Here is a 16,271-nt window from a genome sequence, read left to right as displayed (position 1 = left end):
AATTTTATGGCTTTATTTAATCATCATCGTTCAGTTTGGATCTTATTTGCAGCTGCACCACTTATTGCTATGGTGAGCACTGCAAGCCATGCACAGACATGGAAAATCAATTTACGTGACGCTGATTTAACTGCATTTATTAATGAAGTTGCAGATATTACCGGGAAGAATTTTGCTGTAGATCCGCGTGTACGTGGCAATGTGACGGTCATTTCGAATAAACCCTTAAATAAAGCTGAAGTTTACGAGTTATTTCTGGGTGTATTGAATGTGAATGGTGTGGTGGCGATTCCTTCGGGCAATACCATCAAACTGGTACCTGATAGCAATGTTAAAAGCTCCGGTATTCCTTATGATGCCAAGCAACGTGCCACGGGTGATCAGATTGTGACTCGGGTGATTTGGCTTGAAAATACCAATCCCAATGACCTGATCCCTGCGATTCGTCCTTTAATGCCGCAGTTCGCGCATTTATCAGCGGTTGCGGGAACCAATGCACTGATTGTTTCAGACCGTGCCAATAATATTTATCAGCTTGAAACCATTATCCGTAATTTAGATGGTACCGGACAAAACGATATCGAGACTGTGACCCTGCAGTCGAGTCAAGCGGAAGAAATGATTGGTTTGCTCGAATCAATGAGTTCGACCGGAGCAGCACGAGATTTAAAAGGCTCGCGGATCCGCATCATTGCCGATACGCGTACCAACAGGATTGTGCTGAAAGGCGATACTGCCACCCGTAAACGCATTCGCCAAATGATTGAAATGCTGGATGTGCCTGCGGCAGATCGTTTAGGGGGGCTCAAAGTCTTTCGGTTAAAATATGCCAGTGCGAAAAGTCTGGCTGAAATTTTACAGGGCTTGGTCACCGGTCAGGCTATATCCAGTTCATCAAATTCGAATAGTTCATCGTCGAATAGTAATAATGCGATGAATAATCTCAGCAATAACAACTCGAATAATTCAACTAGCGGCTCATCAAATATTTCAACCCCAAGTATTAACTTGGGTGGTGGGTCGAACAGTAATAATCAAAATAGTATCAGCAGTTTTAATGGCAATGGTGTCAGTATTATTGCCGATGACAGCCAGAACGCATTGGTGGTGAAAGCTGATCCGCAATTGATGCGTGAAATTGAATCAGCAATTCAGCAGCTTGATATTCGTCGTCAACAGGTATTAATCGAGGCGGCCATCATTGAGGTTGAGGGAAGTGATGCTGATCAACTCGGTGTGCAATGGGCCTTGGGTGACTTAAGTAGTGGTATTGGATTAATTAGCTTTGATAATGCAGGGGCAAGTCTAGCCAGCCTGGCAGGTGGTTATTTAACGGGTGGTTCTGCCGGTTTAGGTGCTGCAGCAGCCGGATTAAAAGGTACTTCATTGGTTCTTGCCGATTATAAAGAAGGCAGTAATGGTTCACGTAAACTTTATGGTGCACTGATTCAGGCACTAAACAGTAGAACCAAGTCTAATTTACTCTCCACGCCATCCATTGTGACCATGGACAATGAAGAAGCGTATATTGTGGTGGGGCAGAACGTACCTTTTGTCACAGGTTCCGTTGCGACTACCACAGCCGGCATTAATCCATATACTACGGTTGAACGTAAAGATGTCGGTGTGACTTTAAAAGTGGTGCCGCATATTGGTGAAGGTGGTTCAGTCCGTTTAGAAGTAGAGCAGGAAGTTTCTGCTGTAGCCCGTGATCGCGGACAGGCTCAGGATTTAGTCACCAGTAAACGCGCAATAAAAACCTCGATTTTGGCTGAGCATGGTCAAACCATCGTTTTAGGCGGTTTGATTTCGGATAATTCTCTTCAGGGTCGCCAGTCCGTACCGGGATTGGGCGCTATTCCGGGAATTGGGCGTTTGTTCAGATCTGACGTTAAATCCAATGAAAAACGCAATTTATTGGTCTTTATCCATCCCACCATTGTCGGTGATGCTAAAGATGTGAAGCGTTTGTCTCAGCAACGTTATAGTCAATTGTATAGCTTGCAGTTGGCGATGGATCAGGATGGTACTTTCTCGAAGTTACCGGAAAATGTGGATGATATTTATCAACAACGTCTACCGGTAACGCCTTCAGCTGCAAAAGTACCAGGTTATCAAACGCTACCCTCAGGTGGACAAAATAAGTCCAATGCCGCTACGATTACCACCCCTGTAGCGATTGAGCCAATGGTACAAAGGCAAGTGATCCAAGTACCCAAATCTGAGGTTGAAAGAACTAAAAACACCGTAACTACGACCACGATTCGATCAGGTTCTTAACAGAGTGTGTAAAGAATTGCAGATTTGCCGTGATATGATGAGAAAAAATCGCAAAGAGAAGTGCATTTCATGACTTGGAAAATACAAGCAATTACCGGTGAATTGACGGGACAAGAAATTAGCATCGACCGTGATATGTTGGTCGGTCGTCATCAGAGCGCAGATATTGTATTGCAAGCCGGGGAAATCTCACGCAAGCATGCGGCTTTCTTGCTGAAAGAGCAGGCCTTGTGGCTGCAGGATTTAAATTCATCTAACGGCACATTCGTCAATGATTTACGGATTGAGCATGAAACCTTGTTGAAACAAGGCGATATCATCCAGTTTGCCAGTCTGAAGTTTTCGGTACTGGAACCTGCAAAAGACATTGCACGTGTCGTAATTGAATCAGCTGCAGTTGCGCTTGAACCTGTAGTGGCAGAAACAGAAGAGATTCCTGCTGTTGAGCAGCCTTCAGAAGCCGTTGCTGTTTCTGAAACTGCAGCTGCAGAAGCGGAGGAAGCATCTAAAACAGTCGCACAACACATGAATGATCAAGGTATGCCGGAGCTGAAAGAGCGTGATAGCAGTGTGAATGTGACCCGTGACGGTATGCCCACCAATGTTGGTGTGCCAAAGCCAGCCCCAATTCCTGAAGGTGTGGACTTGAGTGCCATTCCAGAGAAGCAAGAGCCAATAGTGGTTGAAGCACCAGTATCGCGTGTAGAGCAAGCTAAAGAAGAGCAAAAAAATGCATCAGTTGGCTTAATGACCATTATTGCATTGATTATCCTTGCAATCATTGCGTGGTTATTCTTTAAATAAGTGTCTGCAGGTTCTATAATTAAGGCATGCAATCGCATGCCTTAATTATTTGGTTAGATGTGTTTGGGTGAGATAAATCATGAGAGGAAGAAGATGTCTGTAGCAAAATTGGCAAGTCGTGAACTTATTCTATTTGACTTGGACGGCACCTTGGTGGATTCAGCATCTGATTTATATCGTGCCATGAATATGAGCCTGAATGTTTTGCAATTACCGGCAGTGACAGAAGAACAGGTTCGGACTTGGGTGGGTAAAGGCACCTCCCTTTTTTGTCATAGCACTTTGCAGTATTTAACCGGAGAGGTTGATCCGGCGCAACATCAACAATTATTAGAGACTTTTTTAAGAATTTATAATGCTGAGCCATGTGTGGATACCCAGCCTTTTAATGGGGTGGTGGATTTTCTTGAATGGGGTTTAAGTAATAATAAACAAATGATCTGTGTGACCAACAAGCCAGAACAACCTGCGCGCATGATTGTGGAATCTTTGGGTTTAAGCAAATACTTTGTCGATGTGATTGGTGGCGATCGCTTTGAAGAACGCAAACCGCATCCACGTCAGTTACTTTATTGTGTTGATGAATATCAACTGGCAAAAGAACAGGTGTTGATGCTTGGTGATTCTAGTAATGATGTCGAAGCAGCACGACGTGCAGGAGTGGATTGTATTGTGGTGAGCTATGGCTATAATCATGGTGAAGATATTCATGATTGCCAGCCACAGCAAGTGGTTGATGATTTAACAGAATTACTCGCGAAATAATTTAAAAGTAAGGATATTGGAATGAGAAATTGTATGGTTTTTCGATGGCGACACTAAGTCAGATAATACCAAAACGAACTTAAAACCCGCCCATATCGAAAACATAGAGAATCCTCATGACCACTCAAACTCAATTCGACAGCTTAAAATCTGACGGTTACAACCTTATTCCGGTTTATCGTCAGCGTTTAGCTGATACTGAAACACCACTTTCAGTGTTTGCACGTCTTAAAGACCATCAACAAGCGTATTTGTTTGAATCGGTTGAAGGCGGGGAAAACTGGGCGCGTTATTCCATTATTGGCTTGGGTGAGTCCACTGTTTTTTCATGCAATGAAAGTGTTTTGACTATTCAACAAGCTGATGGTTCAATTGAAACCCAAGCCTGTAGCGATCCATTCCAATACATCCGCGATTTTCAGGCCCAGTTCCATGTACCAACGCAACAGGACTTGCCAGCCTTGCCGAGTTTTACCGGTGGCTTGGTCGGTTACTTTGGCTATGATTCAGTTCGTTACATCGAGCCACGTTTAACCAATGTGCCAGCAGCCGATCCAGTCGGTTTGCCGGATATCTGGATGATGCTGTCTAAAACAGTGATTGTATTTGATAACTTAAAAGACACTTTATTCTTAATTGTGCATGCTGATGTGAACGGCCCAGATGCCTATGCCAAGGCACAACAACAATTAGATGAATTGGAAGCGGTATTAGCTCAACCGATTAGCCTGCAAGCGAAAAAACATACGGCACCGCATTTTGAATCCCTCACAGGCAAAGAAAAGTACCTTGAGTCGATTGAAACAGTAAAAGAATACATTCGTGCAGGCGATGTGATGCAAGTGGTGCCGGGTCATCGTATGGTGTCGGATTTCGATGGTGAGCCTTTACAGGTTTATCGTGCGCTTCGTCATCTCAATCCATCGCCGTATTTGTTCTTGGTGCAAGGGCAAACCTTAGACAATAAAAAACCGTTCCATATTGTCGGATCTTCTCCTGAAATTCTGTCACGTCTGGAAAATGGCATTGCCACGGTTCGTCCACTGGCCGGTACACGTCCACGTGGCAAGACCAAAGAAGAAGATTTGGCACTTGAGCAAGACTTGCTTTCTGATGAAAAAGAGATTGCTGAACATTTAATGCTGATTGACTTGGGGCGAAATGATGTTGGACGCGTGTCAAAAATTGGCAAAGTGAAAGTCACTGATCAAATGGTGATCGAGCGTTATTCACATGTGATGCATATTGTCTCCAATGTACAGGGTGAAGTTCGCGATGATGTCGATGCCTTGGATGTTTTTAAAGCGACTTTCCCGGCAGGAACACTTTCTGGCGCGCCGAAAATCCGTGCCATGGAAATTATTGATGAAGTTGAGCCAGTAAAACGCGGTGTTTTTGGTGGTGCTGTCGGTTATTTAGGCTGGCATGGTGAAATGGACATGTCGATTGCCATTCGTACCTGTGTGATTCGTGAAAATAAGGTCTATGTACAGGCAGGAGCGGGGCTGGTGGTAGACTCAAATCCTGAATCTGAGTGGAATGAAACCCAGATAAAAGCTCGCGCAGTGATCAAAGCGGTTGAATTATCGTCAAATGGATTGATTTTGTGAGTTTTTGGCGTTTTTTTTGAAAAAAACACTTGCACGGATTTCAAGTTTTGCTAAACTGCACACCGTTCCGATACGAAACGTACGAAACACTAAGAAACGCCGGCATAGCTCAGTTGGTAGAGCAACTGACTTGTAATCAGTAGGTCCACAGTTCGAATCCGTGTGCCGGCACCATCTTAGAGTGTTTGAATGGTTAAGTTGAAGAGTGACACTGAAATAAGTGTATGTGGTGAGGTTCCCGAGCGGTCAAAGGGGGCGGACTGTAACTCCGCTACGAAAGTTTCGAAGGTTCGAATCCTTCCCTCACCACCAATTTAAGAAATTCGATACAGTGTGGTTGTACCAATAATGCGGGAGTAGCTCAGTTGGTAGAGCGGCAGCCTTCCAAGCTGCATGTCGCGAGTTCGACCCTCGTCTCCCGCTCCATCGAAGATTTTATTGCTCTTATAGCTCAGTGGTAGAGCACTCCCTTGGTAAGGGAGAGGTCTCCAGTTCAAATCTGGATAAGAGCTCCAGATATACAGTTTAGTGACTTGGTCACAAAGTTTTTAAAAAGCAGGCTTATTAGTCTGCTTTTCAAGTATTGGGTGTTTAGTTTTTTAGGCGACCTGTCGAAGCTGAGTTGTTTAAGACCGTGTTCGACGTAAACGAGGAAGATCATCATGGCTAAGGCTAAGTTTGAACGTAATAAGCCACACGTAAACGTGGGTACAATTGGTCACGTCGACCATGGTAAAACAACTTTAACTGCTGCAATTGCAACAATCTGTGCAAAAACTTACGGCGGTGAAGCGAAAGATTACGCAGCAATTGACTCTGCACCAGAAGAAAAAGCACGTGGTATTACCATTAATACTTCACACGTAGAATACGATTCTCCAACTCGTCACTACGCTCACGTAGACTGTCCAGGTCACGCCGATTATGTTAAAAACATGATCACAGGTGCTGCTCAAATGGACGGCGCGATCCTTGTATGTGCTGCGACTGATGGTCCTATGCCACAGACTCGTGAACACATCCTTCTTTCTCGTCAGGTTGGTGTACCTTACATTCTTGTATTCCTTAACAAGTGTGACCTTGTTGATGATGAAGAATTACTTGAATTGGTAGAAATGGAAGTTCGTGAACTTCTTTCTACTTATGACTTCCCAGGTGATGACACTCCAATCATCCGTGGTTCAGCGCTTGCTGCACTTAATGGTGACCAAGGTCAGTATGGCGAATCTGCTGTAATCGAATTGGTTGCTGCGCTTGATTCTTACATTCCTGAACCAGAACGTGCGATCGACAAAGCATTCTTGATGCCAATCGAAGACGTATTCTCAATTTCAGGTCGTGGTACTGTAGTAACAGGCCGTGTTGAAGCGGGTATCGTTAAAGTTGGCGAAGAAGTTGAAATCGTTGGTATTAAAGATACAGTTAAAACAACTGTAACTGGCGTAGAAATGTTCCGTAAATTGCTTGACGAAGGTCGTGCTGGCGAGAACTGTGGTGTTCTTCTACGTGGTACTAAACGTGAAGACGTTCAACGTGGTCAAGTACTTGCTAAACCAGGTACAATCAAACCGCATACTAAATTCGACGCAGAAGTATACGTACTTTCTAAAGAAGAGGGTGGCCGTCATACTCCATTCCTTAACGGTTACCGTCCACAATTCTATTTCCGTACAACTGACGTAACTGGCGCAATCCAATTACAAGAAGGCGTGGAAATGGTAATGCCTGGTGACAACGTTGAAATGTCAGTAGAATTGATCCACCCAATCGCAATGGACCCAGGTCTACGTTTTGCGATCCGTGAAGGTGGTCGTACAGTTGGTGCTGGTGTTGTTGCTAAAGTAACTGCATAAGTATTAATTGTGTGAAAAAAGCGCTCTTTTAGAGCGCTTTTTTTATGCATGATGATTTTTTATATGGGTTTCTTGTGTCATAAAAATGATTTCATTCATTATCTTTTTCTCTCGCGTCGAAATAAAGCAGTGCTTTATTCCCTTGCGTCGAAAAAATGATTTTACTTATTGTTCTTTTCTCTGGCATCGAAAAAGCATTGTTATTATTTATTTCTCTTGCGTCGAAATAAAACAGTGTTTTATTTCTCCTCATGTCCTTAACTGATATTTTCCTGACCTTATCTGCACTTATAGCAAGTTTTTAAATACGTAATATAAGAATGAAGAAAAACAAAGATAAGTGAATGCAGCAGCATCATTTTGCTAGATAGGAGTAAGAGTCATGAATGCTAAGGTCAATATAACCAATCGAGCAGGGGCAAGCTTTCCTGTTCGTCGAATGAATTTCGATTTCAATAACGTGCCAGAATACTGGATGAATGGTTCAGTGGGATTGACGCATTTTATGACTGCACTTTCTGCTCTGTTTCCAGCGGGCGAAAAGTTTTTTATTGATAGTGTTCGGGCCGTTCGCAATCATCCAGCGATTAAAGAAAATCAGGAATTACAAAAAGAAATTAGTGCTTTTATTGGGCAAGAAGCCATGCATACTCAAGAGCATGTGGGTTTTAATGCAGCTGCACAGCGTTATGGTCATGATGTTGATACGCTGGATAAGCATACTGACACCGTGATTCAAACTGCACGTAAAGTATTTGCATTCGTCGGTAAACTGTTTGGCATTACCCAGGAGATGGTCGATTTAACCGCAACCACCGCACTTGAGCATTTTACAGCGACCATTGCATCGCAATTGTTGACCAATCAGAATATTCAGGAATTGATGCAAGATGAAACCATGAAAACCATGTGGTTATGGCATGCCATTGAAGAAAACGAGCATAAAGCTGTAGCGTATGATGTATTTGAAGGCGTATTTGGTAAAGGCTTAAAGTCTTATCTGTTACGTACCAGTTCACTTGTGGCTGCTATGACAACGTTGTTCTTTGTGCAAAATTATTTCTTATTACGTCTATTGCGACAAGATCAACAGTTGAATTTTGACTCAATCAAAAGCATTTATGAGTATGCCTATAGCCCATCCAAAGGGATTATTACGGGTATGGGCAAGGAAATGTTGGTTTATTTTAAACCGGGTTTTCATCCAAATGATTTAGATACCGTCAGTTTGCTAGAGACTTGGAAAGCCAAATTAGGTTTTTAAGATGTCTTGACTCTTTGGGCAATCCAGATTGCCCTTTTTTTTACTCGATTTTTTATCTAAAGTTCCTATAATGCGAAGCTTCTGTTATTTAAAAGATGAACGAAGATGATTCGTTTGATGCAAAAAGCGGATGTAAGTCGCATCACGCAAATTGAGCAATTGGTACAAACCCATCCATGGACGGCAAAGCAGTTTGAGGAATCCATTGATTCTTATCTGAGTACCGTGATTGAGCAGCAAGGACAGGTGGTTGGTTTTTGTATCTTGCAACCGGTGTTAGATGAAGCCAATCTTCTACTGATGGCAATTGATCCGAGTCAGCAGGGCAAAGGGCTAGGCTTTCAATTACTTGAAGCTTCAATTGCGCAATTGAAAAATAATCCGCTGCAAATTTTCTTGGAAGTGCGGGAAAGCAATCAAGCTGCAATTGCACTATATGAAAAAACCGGTTTTCATCAAATTGATTTACGTAAAAATTATTATCCAAAGCCAGACGGCTCTCGTGAGCATGCCATTATTATGGTGAAATCATGCAGTGATGATTTTTCACAACTTTTTAAATCATAAGTAAGGTTATTTGATAATTGGGTTATTCCATCCAGAGGGCAAGGTGGTCATCAGGGAGTTTCCCAATTGTTGAATTTCTTCTGGAGTGAGCAGGCGGTTTAAACGTCGCCATTGCCCATCAATCAATAGTTCTAAAGGTACATATTGAGATTTATAATTCATTTTATTGGAATGAGGCACCCAATAGCCTAAATAAACATAAGGTAAAGCTAAAGCTTTGGCATGTTCAATTTGCTTAAGTACCGCGAATACGCCCAGTGAACGTCGATTTTCATCAGGATCAAAAAAGGTATAGACCGCAGAAACCCCATCATCTAAAGGATCGCAACTCGAAACGCTAATCAGCTTGTCGTCTTTCCAGAATTCCAAGAAAAAACTGTCGGTGCAGCTATGCACTAAAAATTTTTCGAATTGATCTAAGCTCGGTGGGAACATATCGCCATCGGCATGACGTTCATTGATATAACGTTCATACAAAGCATAATGAATGTCGGATGCATCCGCAGTGCGCGTGATTTTAACAGTTAGGTCTTGATTGCGTTTCCAGGCCTTTTTTTGCGTACTGTTCATCTGGAATTCAGCGACAGGGACACGACAGGATAGGCATTGGCGGCACAAATGACATTCAGGACGGTAAACAAAATCGCCACTGCGACGAAAACCGAGACGAGAAAGTTCAGATAAACTGACCACATCAATGCGATGTGCAGGATCTAAAAAGACCATCCGCGCTGATTTATTTTCTAGGTAACTACAGCTATGCGGCGGCGTAATATAATACTGTAAATCATTCAATAGGGACTTTGGGTGATACGAATTCATGGCAAGATCCCTCTGTTATTTTCATTCAATTAATCGTGCGTGTTGCGCTATTGTTTTACTTGAAAATACACCCTCTTGATATTTTTTCCAATCTATTGATGGCTGTTTCACAACATCTTGTAACGAATTAAGATACGCTTGGCGAGAAAGTGTACAAGCACCCAAGCTTAAAAGGTGATCATTAACCAATTGACAGTCAATCCAGGGCAGATGATTTTCCTGTCCAAGCAGCATTAAAGTATAAAAAGCCATTTTTGAAACATCGGTTTGGGTGCTAAACATCGACTCACCAAAACAGCCATGTCCAATGGTCACGCCATACAAACCACCAACAATTTTACCTTCATCCCAAACTTCAATGCTATATCCATATCCTGCATCAAATAATTGGCAATATCCATCAATAATATCTTCGGAAATCCAGGTGTCTTCAGCATAACTCCGAGGTAGGGAGCAGCAACGAATCACTTGTTCAAAAGCATGATTAATCGTGATTTTATAATCAAACTTTTTCATGTTACGGATTAGAGACTTGCTTGGGTGGTAATCTTTGGGGCGAATAATGCAACGCGGTTCAGGACTCCACCAACAGATAGGTTCACCTTCACTAAACCATGGAAACAGACCGTGGGTATAGGCTTCAAAAAGCGTAGAAGGGGAGAGGTCGGCACCTATGCAAATTAATCCCTGATCGTCGGGATCAGCTTCGATGGGATCGGGGAAAATGAATTCTGAGGGTGCTAATGGATGCATGGGATTTAGCCTGAACGAGAAGAGCAACGAGCGATAAGCATTTATGATTTTTATCATACAAAAAAAACCGCCCAAACAAGGACGGTTTTTTTTGTTTAGATAAAATTATTCACCTAAAGCATCAAGATATTTTTCAGCATCAAGGGCTGCCATACAGCCTGAACCTGCTGACGTAATCGCTTGACGGTAAACACTGTCCGCGATATCACCTGCAGCAAATACACCCGGAACAGATGCAGCAGTTGCATTGCCGGCAGTACCGCTGTGAACCTGAATATAACCATCACGTAGGTTCAACTGACCTTCAAACATGCCGCTATTCGGTTTGTGACCAATCGCAACAAATAAGCCGGTGACTTCTACATCTTGTTTAGAGTCATCTTGAGTCGATTGCAGGCGAACTGCAGTTACACCTGACTTGCTGTCACCGAGAACTTCATCCACTTGATGATTCCAGATGATGCTGATTTTGCCTTCTTTCTCTTTCTCGAACAGATGATCTTGCAGAATTTTTTCTGAACGCAACGAATCACGGCGGTGAACCAAAGTCACGTGTGAAGCAATGTTGGATAGATAAAGTGCTTCTTCAACCGCGGTATTACCTCCACCGACTACCATAACTTTTTGGTTTTTGTAGAAGAAACCGTCACAGGTTGCACATGCGCTGACACCTTGACCCATAAATGCAGCTTCAGATTCAAGACCTAAGTATTGGGCAGTTGCACCTGTTGCAATGATTAATGCATCACAGGTGAACTCTTCCATATCGCCTTTTAGAACGAATGGACGAACGCTTAAATCAACTTCGTTGATATAGTCATAGACAATGTCAGTACCAAAGCGTTCAGCATGCGCTTGCATACGTTCCATGAGTGCAGGACCTGTTAGACCTTCAGGGTCACCCGGCCAGTTGTCGACTTCAGTTGTCGTGGTCAATTGACCACCCAATTGTAAACCGGCAATTAGCGTTGGCTTTAAGTTGGCACGTGCAGCATATACAGCTGCGCTATAACCAGCAGGGCCTGAACCTAGAATAATCAAACGTGAGTGACGAGCGCTCATTCGCGGCATCCTTTTTTTATTTAGAAATTTGTGAAATTATACGTGAAACTCGATAACAGTTGTGTGAGTTCGATGTCGATATTATTGATCATTGAAATCGATTTGAGCTATATACAATAAGGATGCTGTGCTAGATACTCAATTCATAGGATTTGTATCAACAGCCTCTACATAATATTGCATCTTTTTCCTTGGAACAGGTGCATAATATCGAGTTTAATTGCGAAACTATTTTGTCTTAGTTTTTTACAAAAACATGAATGAAAAATTGGTTACAGGACAGTATATGACTGCGGTGTCGAGTGCTTATGCACAGCGCTTAATAATGACATTATTTTTAGTCTCTTTTGGAATTTATTTATTCCTTGCAACAGTGACTTATACGCCTTTTGATCCAGGCTGGATGCATATTTCCAGTGATACTCAACAGGTTTCAAATGCCAGTGGTGTTGCAGGGGCATGGATCGCAGATTTACTGTTCGGTTTTTTAGGCTGGGCAAGTTTACTCATTCCAGTCTTTTTATTCGTTGAGGCAATTCAGGTCTGGTGGCCGTATAGTTTTTTGAATAAGCCTTTTCGCTATGCCGCACAATTCTTTATTTTACTGGCGACAGCAAGTTTATTGTATTTGTTTTGGCAAGTTCCGGCAGATACTCTAGACAATGCATCCGGCGGTATTATTGGTTATGAATTGGGTGAAAGTCTGTCTCAAATTTTAACCATTTATGGCGCAACCGTTTTTCTTGTGGTGTTTTGGGTGGTTTTATTTACCCTGTCATTTGGTGTGAAGTGGAATAAAACCTGGGTTACACTCAAAGCCACACCTGCTTATTTACAAGACTTGTTTTATAAAAATGTCCCGGAAACCGAGTCTGCATTTGATCGTACAACGCCTGAAGTTAAAAAAACCTTTGCGAGTACTAAACAAAAAGCTGTAGTAGAAAGCGTATCACCCGCTCCAGAACATCATGAAGTTCAAGATGTATCGCCTGTAGTGCGAGATCAGGCTGCAGAGCGCTTGTTCAATGACATGGTGGAAAAAGAAGAACACTATGTACAGCAGCAGATTATTGATGCCGAAGATGAAGTTGAATTTGAACAGGTCTTAGAAAAAGCGCATCGCCTAGAAGAAAATACTCGACGTGCGGTAGCGACCGGTGAAGTTTGGCGTGCCTTAAACTCAGATGAAAATCAAAAACATAAACAAGATATTGACGCTTTATTAAAAGCTGCAGAAGAATCTGAACTGCATACGCCGCATGAACATTTTAAAGCCTTTGTTGATGAGCAACCTGTAGCAACGCTCCCCCAGACTTCTAAACAAAATCTGGATTGGGATGATGATGAAATCTTTGATGAATTGCTTGCTGCAGTTCCAAATGGCAAAACAGCCACGGATGTGCATACACCATTTAATCATGTAGAGACTGAACAAGCAGCATCACCTGTTGAAGAGAAAATTGTAATCGCATCATCTGCAATAGCAGCTTCACCATCGATACATACAACACCTAAGAATTCGGCTTTAGATGACGAGTTTGATGGACTCGATGATCTGTTGGTGGATGATTTGCTAATTGATGAGGTGGAAGAGCCTGCTCCAGTGCGTACTACGAGTAGTTATGCACAATCATCCGCATTTGTCAGTGGCGCAATAAAAACCCAGATTCAGCAACCGATCATTTCAGAAGATGAAAAAGCTTTAATTGCATCGAATAAAGATGTATTTCGTGAAGTCTGGCAGGAAACTGCAGGCAAACCAGTCGAAGTTGACGAACCCGTTGAAGATGATTTCGATTTTGATGCGCCATTAACCGATGCATCAGGTCGTCCGATGTCACTGGCGATGCAAGTGGCTGCACGTCGTAAAGATTTGTCACCGCTACCGGGACTGGATTTACTGGATAAAGTCGATCCAAATAAAAAAGTAAACTTTACTGCTGAACAGTTAGCCCGTTTATCAGAATTACTCGAAATTAAACTGCAAGAATTTAATGTCAAAGCCAAAGTTATAGAAGCACAGCCCGGGCCGGTCGTGACGCGTTTTGAGCTGGATCTGGCACCTGGAGTCAAAGCCTCTAAAGTGACCAATATTTCACGAGACTTGGCGCGTTCAATGTCGATGGCATCGGTGCGTGTGGTCGAGGTGATTCCGGGTAAACCGTATATTGGGATTGAAGTGCCGAATAGCACACGTGAAATGGTGCGTTTGATCGAGTTGTTAACCATTCCTGCTTTTACGGATCCAAATAGCATTCTTTCGATGGCGATGGGTAAAGATATTTCGGGTAATCCAGTCATTGCTGACTTGGGTAAAGCACCGCATATGCTGGTTGCAGGAACCACTGGTTCAGGTAAATCGGTGGCAGTAAACTCGATGATTTTATCGATGTTGTTAAAATATACGCCTGACCAGTTACGTCTAATTTTAATTGACCCGAAACAACTGGAACTTGCCAACTATAACGATATTCCTCATTTGCTTACGCCAGTCGTGACGGACATGAAAGATGCAGTCAATGCCTTGAACTGGTGTGTCAATGAAATGGAACGTCGCTATAAGCTGATGTCTTATTTGAAAATCCGTAAATTGAGTGACTATAACCGCAAGGTCGATGAAGCGATTGCCAATGGCGAAGATCTGATTGATCCAACGTGGAAAGCAAGTGACTCGGTCGTAGGCGAGCGTGCGCCACGTTTGACGCCGTTACCTTCGATTGTGATTGTTGCCGACGAATTTGCCGATATGATTATGCAGGTGGGTAAAAAAGCTGAAGAAATGATTACCCGTTTGGCACAAAAATCACGTGCTGCGGGTATTCATTTACTGCTTGCGACACAACGTCCATCGGTTGACGTGATTACTGGTTTGATCAAAGCCAATATTCCAACCCGCGTGGCTTTACGTGTAAACAGTAAAATTGACTCGCGTACTATTTTGGATGCCGGTGGTGCAGAAGACCTGTTAGGACATGGTGATATGTTGTTCCTTGGGCCTGGTAAAATTGAGCCTGAACGTGTGCATGGTGCTTTCATTTCCGATGATGAAGTCAATAATATCTGTGATGCATGGCGTGAACGTGCTGCTCCGAATTATGTCGATGAAATTCTAACGCCTTATGATGAAGAACCGACTTCGCGTGGTTTTGAAGATGGGGATGGTGGTTCGGATCGTGATGCCTTGTATGATCAATGTGTATCCTTTGTTCTGGAAACACGTAAGGCTTCAACCTCGTCATTACAGCGTAAGTTTAGCCTTGGTTATAACCGTGCTGCGCGAATCATTGACCAGATGGAAGAAAATGGGATTGTCAGTGGCATGGGTGCCAACGGTAAACGTGACATTTTAGTCTAAATTTTCATACTGAGTTGAAGGCCTGCATAAGCAGGCCTTTTTCTGGATGTTAAAAAGCTATACTTTTAACATTACATGAATATTTATTGAAAATGATAAAGGTGATTCACCTCATGCAATGGAAATGCAATTTAGGGATGAAGCGTAGATAATGAATGTTGTAATGGCCTTGTTTCCATTAATTATTTTAATTGCCATGGGGTATATCTTTAAACGGACACAGTTTTTAACGGATGACTTTTGGCGTGGCGCGGAAAAACTGAATTATTTGATTTTATTTCCGGTATTACTTTTTAATAATCTTGCTTATATAAAATTGGAACTTACAACGATTACTCAGGTGTTATTGGCTCTGTTTATCATCATTATAATAAGTACTTTAACGCTGTGGGTAGCGAGGGCGTTTTTTCATATTCCGATTGCGCGGTTTGGCGTATATGTGCAAAGTCAAATTCGCTTTAATACCTATATTGGTTTATCCATTATGTCTTTGCTGTTTGGTGCTCAGGGCATGCAAATGTTTACCATTATGATTGCTCTGGCGATTCCTTTGGTGAATGTGATTTCAGTGCTGGCTTTTTCACAAGGGCAGGGCTTAAAACCTGCGCAGATTCTATTTTCTTTGATGAAAAATCCGCTAATTTTGGGCTGTGTAATTGGAATTGTATTTAATTTGCTGCAACTGTCATTATTTTCTGGCTTGGAACAACTGTTTAAAATTTTAGCCAGTATGAGCCTACCTTTGGGATTGATTTGTGTCGGGGCAGCTTTACAGTTTGCAAAACTGAAATATGATTATTCAAGATTATTGTTGAATACTTTAGGGCGTTTAATCGTGATGCCAAGTTTGGCTTATTTGATTTGTTATACGATGAATTTGAATCAGTTTGAAACGATTATTTTGGTGGTGTTTTTTGCCTTGCCCACGGCCTCGGCCTCCTATATTTTAACGCGCTATTTTCATGGCGATAGCCAACTGATGGCGGGGGTGATTAGCTTGCAAACGCTATGCTTTGCAGTCACGTTTCCTGTGCTGATGATGTTGCTTTCTTAATGCATAGATATAATTTTGTCATAAAAAAGCCTGTCGGTTTTATTCAAACGGACAGGCTTTTTTATTTATAAGCTATAGTTTT

Annotated in this window: 12 protein-coding genes and 4 tRNA genes; 13 read left to right on the top strand and 3 right to left on the bottom strand. The window is 42.4% G+C overall.

The window, feature by feature from the left end; all coding sequences use genetic code 11:
- Nucleotides 1-6: 6 nt before the first annotated feature.
- The 11 genes from gspD to rimI all read left to right on the top strand — a co-directional run bounded on the left by gspD (nucleotide 7) and on the right by rimI (nucleotide 9,143).
- Nucleotides 7-2,280, top strand: coding sequence for a type II secretion system secretin GspD (gene gspD, locus HLH18_RS01025; protein ID WP_171545469.1), 2,274 nt, complete (start codon nucleotides 7-9; stop codon nucleotides 2,278-2,280).
- A 69-nt stretch (nucleotides 2,281-2,349) separates the two neighbouring features.
- A complete protein-coding gene (locus HLH18_RS01020; protein ID WP_171545468.1) occupies nucleotides 2,350-3,084 on the top strand; it encodes an FHA domain-containing protein in 735 nt (244 codons plus the stop codon).
- A 93-nt stretch (nucleotides 3,085-3,177) separates the two neighbouring features.
- Nucleotides 3,178-3,849, top strand: coding sequence for a phosphoglycolate phosphatase (locus HLH18_RS01015; protein ID WP_171545467.1), 672 nt, complete (start codon nucleotides 3,178-3,180; stop codon nucleotides 3,847-3,849).
- A 116-nt stretch (nucleotides 3,850-3,965) separates the two neighbouring features.
- A complete protein-coding gene (trpE, locus tag HLH18_RS01010) occupies nucleotides 3,966-5,459 on the top strand; it encodes an anthranilate synthase component I (protein WP_171545466.1) in 1,494 nt (497 codons plus the stop codon).
- A gap of 98 nt (nucleotides 5,460-5,557) precedes the next feature.
- Nucleotides 5,558-5,633, top strand: a tRNA-Thr gene (locus HLH18_RS01005).
- A gap of 54 nt (nucleotides 5,634-5,687) precedes the next feature.
- Nucleotides 5,688-5,771 (top strand) — tRNA-Tyr (locus HLH18_RS01000).
- 38 nt (nucleotides 5,772-5,809) lie between these two features.
- A tRNA-Gly gene (locus HLH18_RS00995) sits at nucleotides 5,810-5,885 on the top strand.
- 14 nt (nucleotides 5,886-5,899) lie between these two features.
- Nucleotides 5,900-5,974 (top strand) — tRNA-Thr (locus HLH18_RS00990).
- Between the two features lie 147 nt (nucleotides 5,975-6,121).
- Nucleotides 6,122-7,312 (top strand): elongation factor Tu, encoded by a 1,191-nt coding sequence (gene tuf, locus HLH18_RS00985; RefSeq protein WP_131291179.1) that lies wholly within the window; start codon nucleotides 6,122-6,124, stop codon nucleotides 7,310-7,312.
- 382 nt (nucleotides 7,313-7,694) lie between these two features.
- On the top strand, nucleotides 7,695-8,576 hold the full coding sequence (locus HLH18_RS00980) for a metal-dependent hydrolase (RefSeq protein ID WP_171545465.1): 882 nt from the start codon (nucleotides 7,695-7,697) through the stop codon (nucleotides 8,574-8,576).
- Nucleotides 8,577-8,681: 105 nt separating this feature from the next.
- Entirely contained in the window at nucleotides 8,682-9,143 is a 462-nt protein-coding gene (rimI, locus tag HLH18_RS00975; protein WP_171545464.1) for a ribosomal protein S18-alanine N-acetyltransferase, read from the top strand.
- A 6-nt stretch (nucleotides 9,144-9,149) separates the two neighbouring features.
- Here the strand turns inward: rimI and HLH18_RS00970 are convergent, their stop codons facing one another.
- The 3 genes from HLH18_RS00970 to trxB form a co-directional block, all read right to left on the bottom strand.
- Nucleotides 9,150-9,965, bottom strand: a complete 816-nt coding sequence (locus HLH18_RS00970; RefSeq protein WP_171545463.1) for an arginyltransferase — start codon at nucleotides 9,963-9,965, stop codon at nucleotides 9,150-9,152.
- A 21-nt stretch (nucleotides 9,966-9,986) separates the two neighbouring features.
- Nucleotides 9,987-10,718, bottom strand: a complete 732-nt coding sequence (gene aat / locus HLH18_RS00965) for a leucyl/phenylalanyl-tRNA--protein transferase (protein WP_171545462.1) — start codon at nucleotides 10,716-10,718, stop codon at nucleotides 9,987-9,989.
- Between the two features lie 105 nt (nucleotides 10,719-10,823).
- A complete protein-coding gene (gene trxB / locus HLH18_RS00960) occupies nucleotides 10,824-11,780 on the bottom strand; it encodes a thioredoxin-disulfide reductase (RefSeq protein ID WP_131291572.1) in 957 nt (318 codons plus the stop codon).
- Nucleotides 11,781-12,066: 286 nt separating this feature from the next.
- On the opposite strand from trxB, the gene HLH18_RS00955 reads away from it, so the two are divergent.
- Both HLH18_RS00955 and HLH18_RS00950 read left to right on the top strand, forming a co-directional pair.
- Nucleotides 12,067-15,135 carry a DNA translocase FtsK gene (locus HLH18_RS00955; RefSeq protein WP_131291570.1) on the top strand — a complete coding sequence of 1,023 codons (3,069 nt, stop codon included), beginning with the start codon at nucleotides 12,067-12,069 and terminating at the stop codon, nucleotides 15,133-15,135.
- Nucleotides 15,136-15,283: 148 nt separating this feature from the next.
- Nucleotides 15,284-16,189: an AEC family transporter gene (locus HLH18_RS00950; protein WP_213073373.1), complete on the top strand. Its 906-nt coding sequence runs from the start codon at nucleotides 15,284-15,286 to the stop codon at nucleotides 16,187-16,189.
- Nucleotides 16,190-16,271 lie beyond the last annotated feature (82 nt).

Origin of the sequence: Acinetobacter sp. ANC 5414 (genome assembly GCF_013004295.1) — a bacterium.
Taxonomy (GTDB): domain Bacteria; phylum Pseudomonadota; class Gammaproteobacteria; order Pseudomonadales; family Moraxellaceae; genus Acinetobacter.
Note: the sequence above shows the minus strand (reverse complement) of the source record. Positions and strands in the feature narration are given on the sequence as shown.

Excerpts from the sequence above, each read along its gene's own strand:
- trpE (WP_171545466.1), top strand. The coding sequence starts at position 3,966 with ATGACCACTCAAACTCAATTCGACAGCTTAAAATCTGACGGTTACAAC.
- HLH18_RS00955 (WP_131291570.1), top strand. The coding sequence starts at position 12,067 with ATGACTGCGGTGTCGAGTGCTTATGCACAGCGCTTAATAATGACATTA.
- HLH18_RS01015 (WP_171545467.1), top strand. The coding sequence starts at position 3,178 with ATGTCTGTAGCAAAATTGGCAAGTCGTGAACTTATTCTATTTGACTTG.
- HLH18_RS01020 (WP_171545468.1), top strand. The coding sequence starts at position 2,350 with ATGACTTGGAAAATACAAGCAATTACCGGTGAATTGACGGGACAAGAA.
- rimI (WP_171545464.1), top strand. The coding sequence starts at position 8,682 with ATGATTCGTTTGATGCAAAAAGCGGATGTAAGTCGCATCACGCAAATT.
- trxB (WP_131291572.1), bottom strand. The coding sequence starts at position 11,780 with ATGAGCGCTCGTCACTCACGTTTGATTATTCTAGGTTCAGGCCCTGCT.
- HLH18_RS00980 (WP_171545465.1), top strand. The coding sequence starts at position 7,695 with ATGAATGCTAAGGTCAATATAACCAATCGAGCAGGGGCAAGCTTTCCT.
- tuf (WP_131291179.1), top strand. The coding sequence starts at position 6,122 with ATGGCTAAGGCTAAGTTTGAACGTAATAAGCCACACGTAAACGTGGGT.
- HLH18_RS00970 (WP_171545463.1), bottom strand. The coding sequence starts at position 9,965 with ATGAATTCGTATCACCCAAAGTCCCTATTGAATGATTTACAGTATTAT.
- aat (WP_171545462.1), bottom strand. The coding sequence starts at position 10,718 with ATGCATCCATTAGCACCCTCAGAATTCATTTTCCCCGATCCCATCGAA.
- gspD (WP_171545469.1), top strand. The coding sequence starts at position 7 with ATGGCTTTATTTAATCATCATCGTTCAGTTTGGATCTTATTTGCAGCT.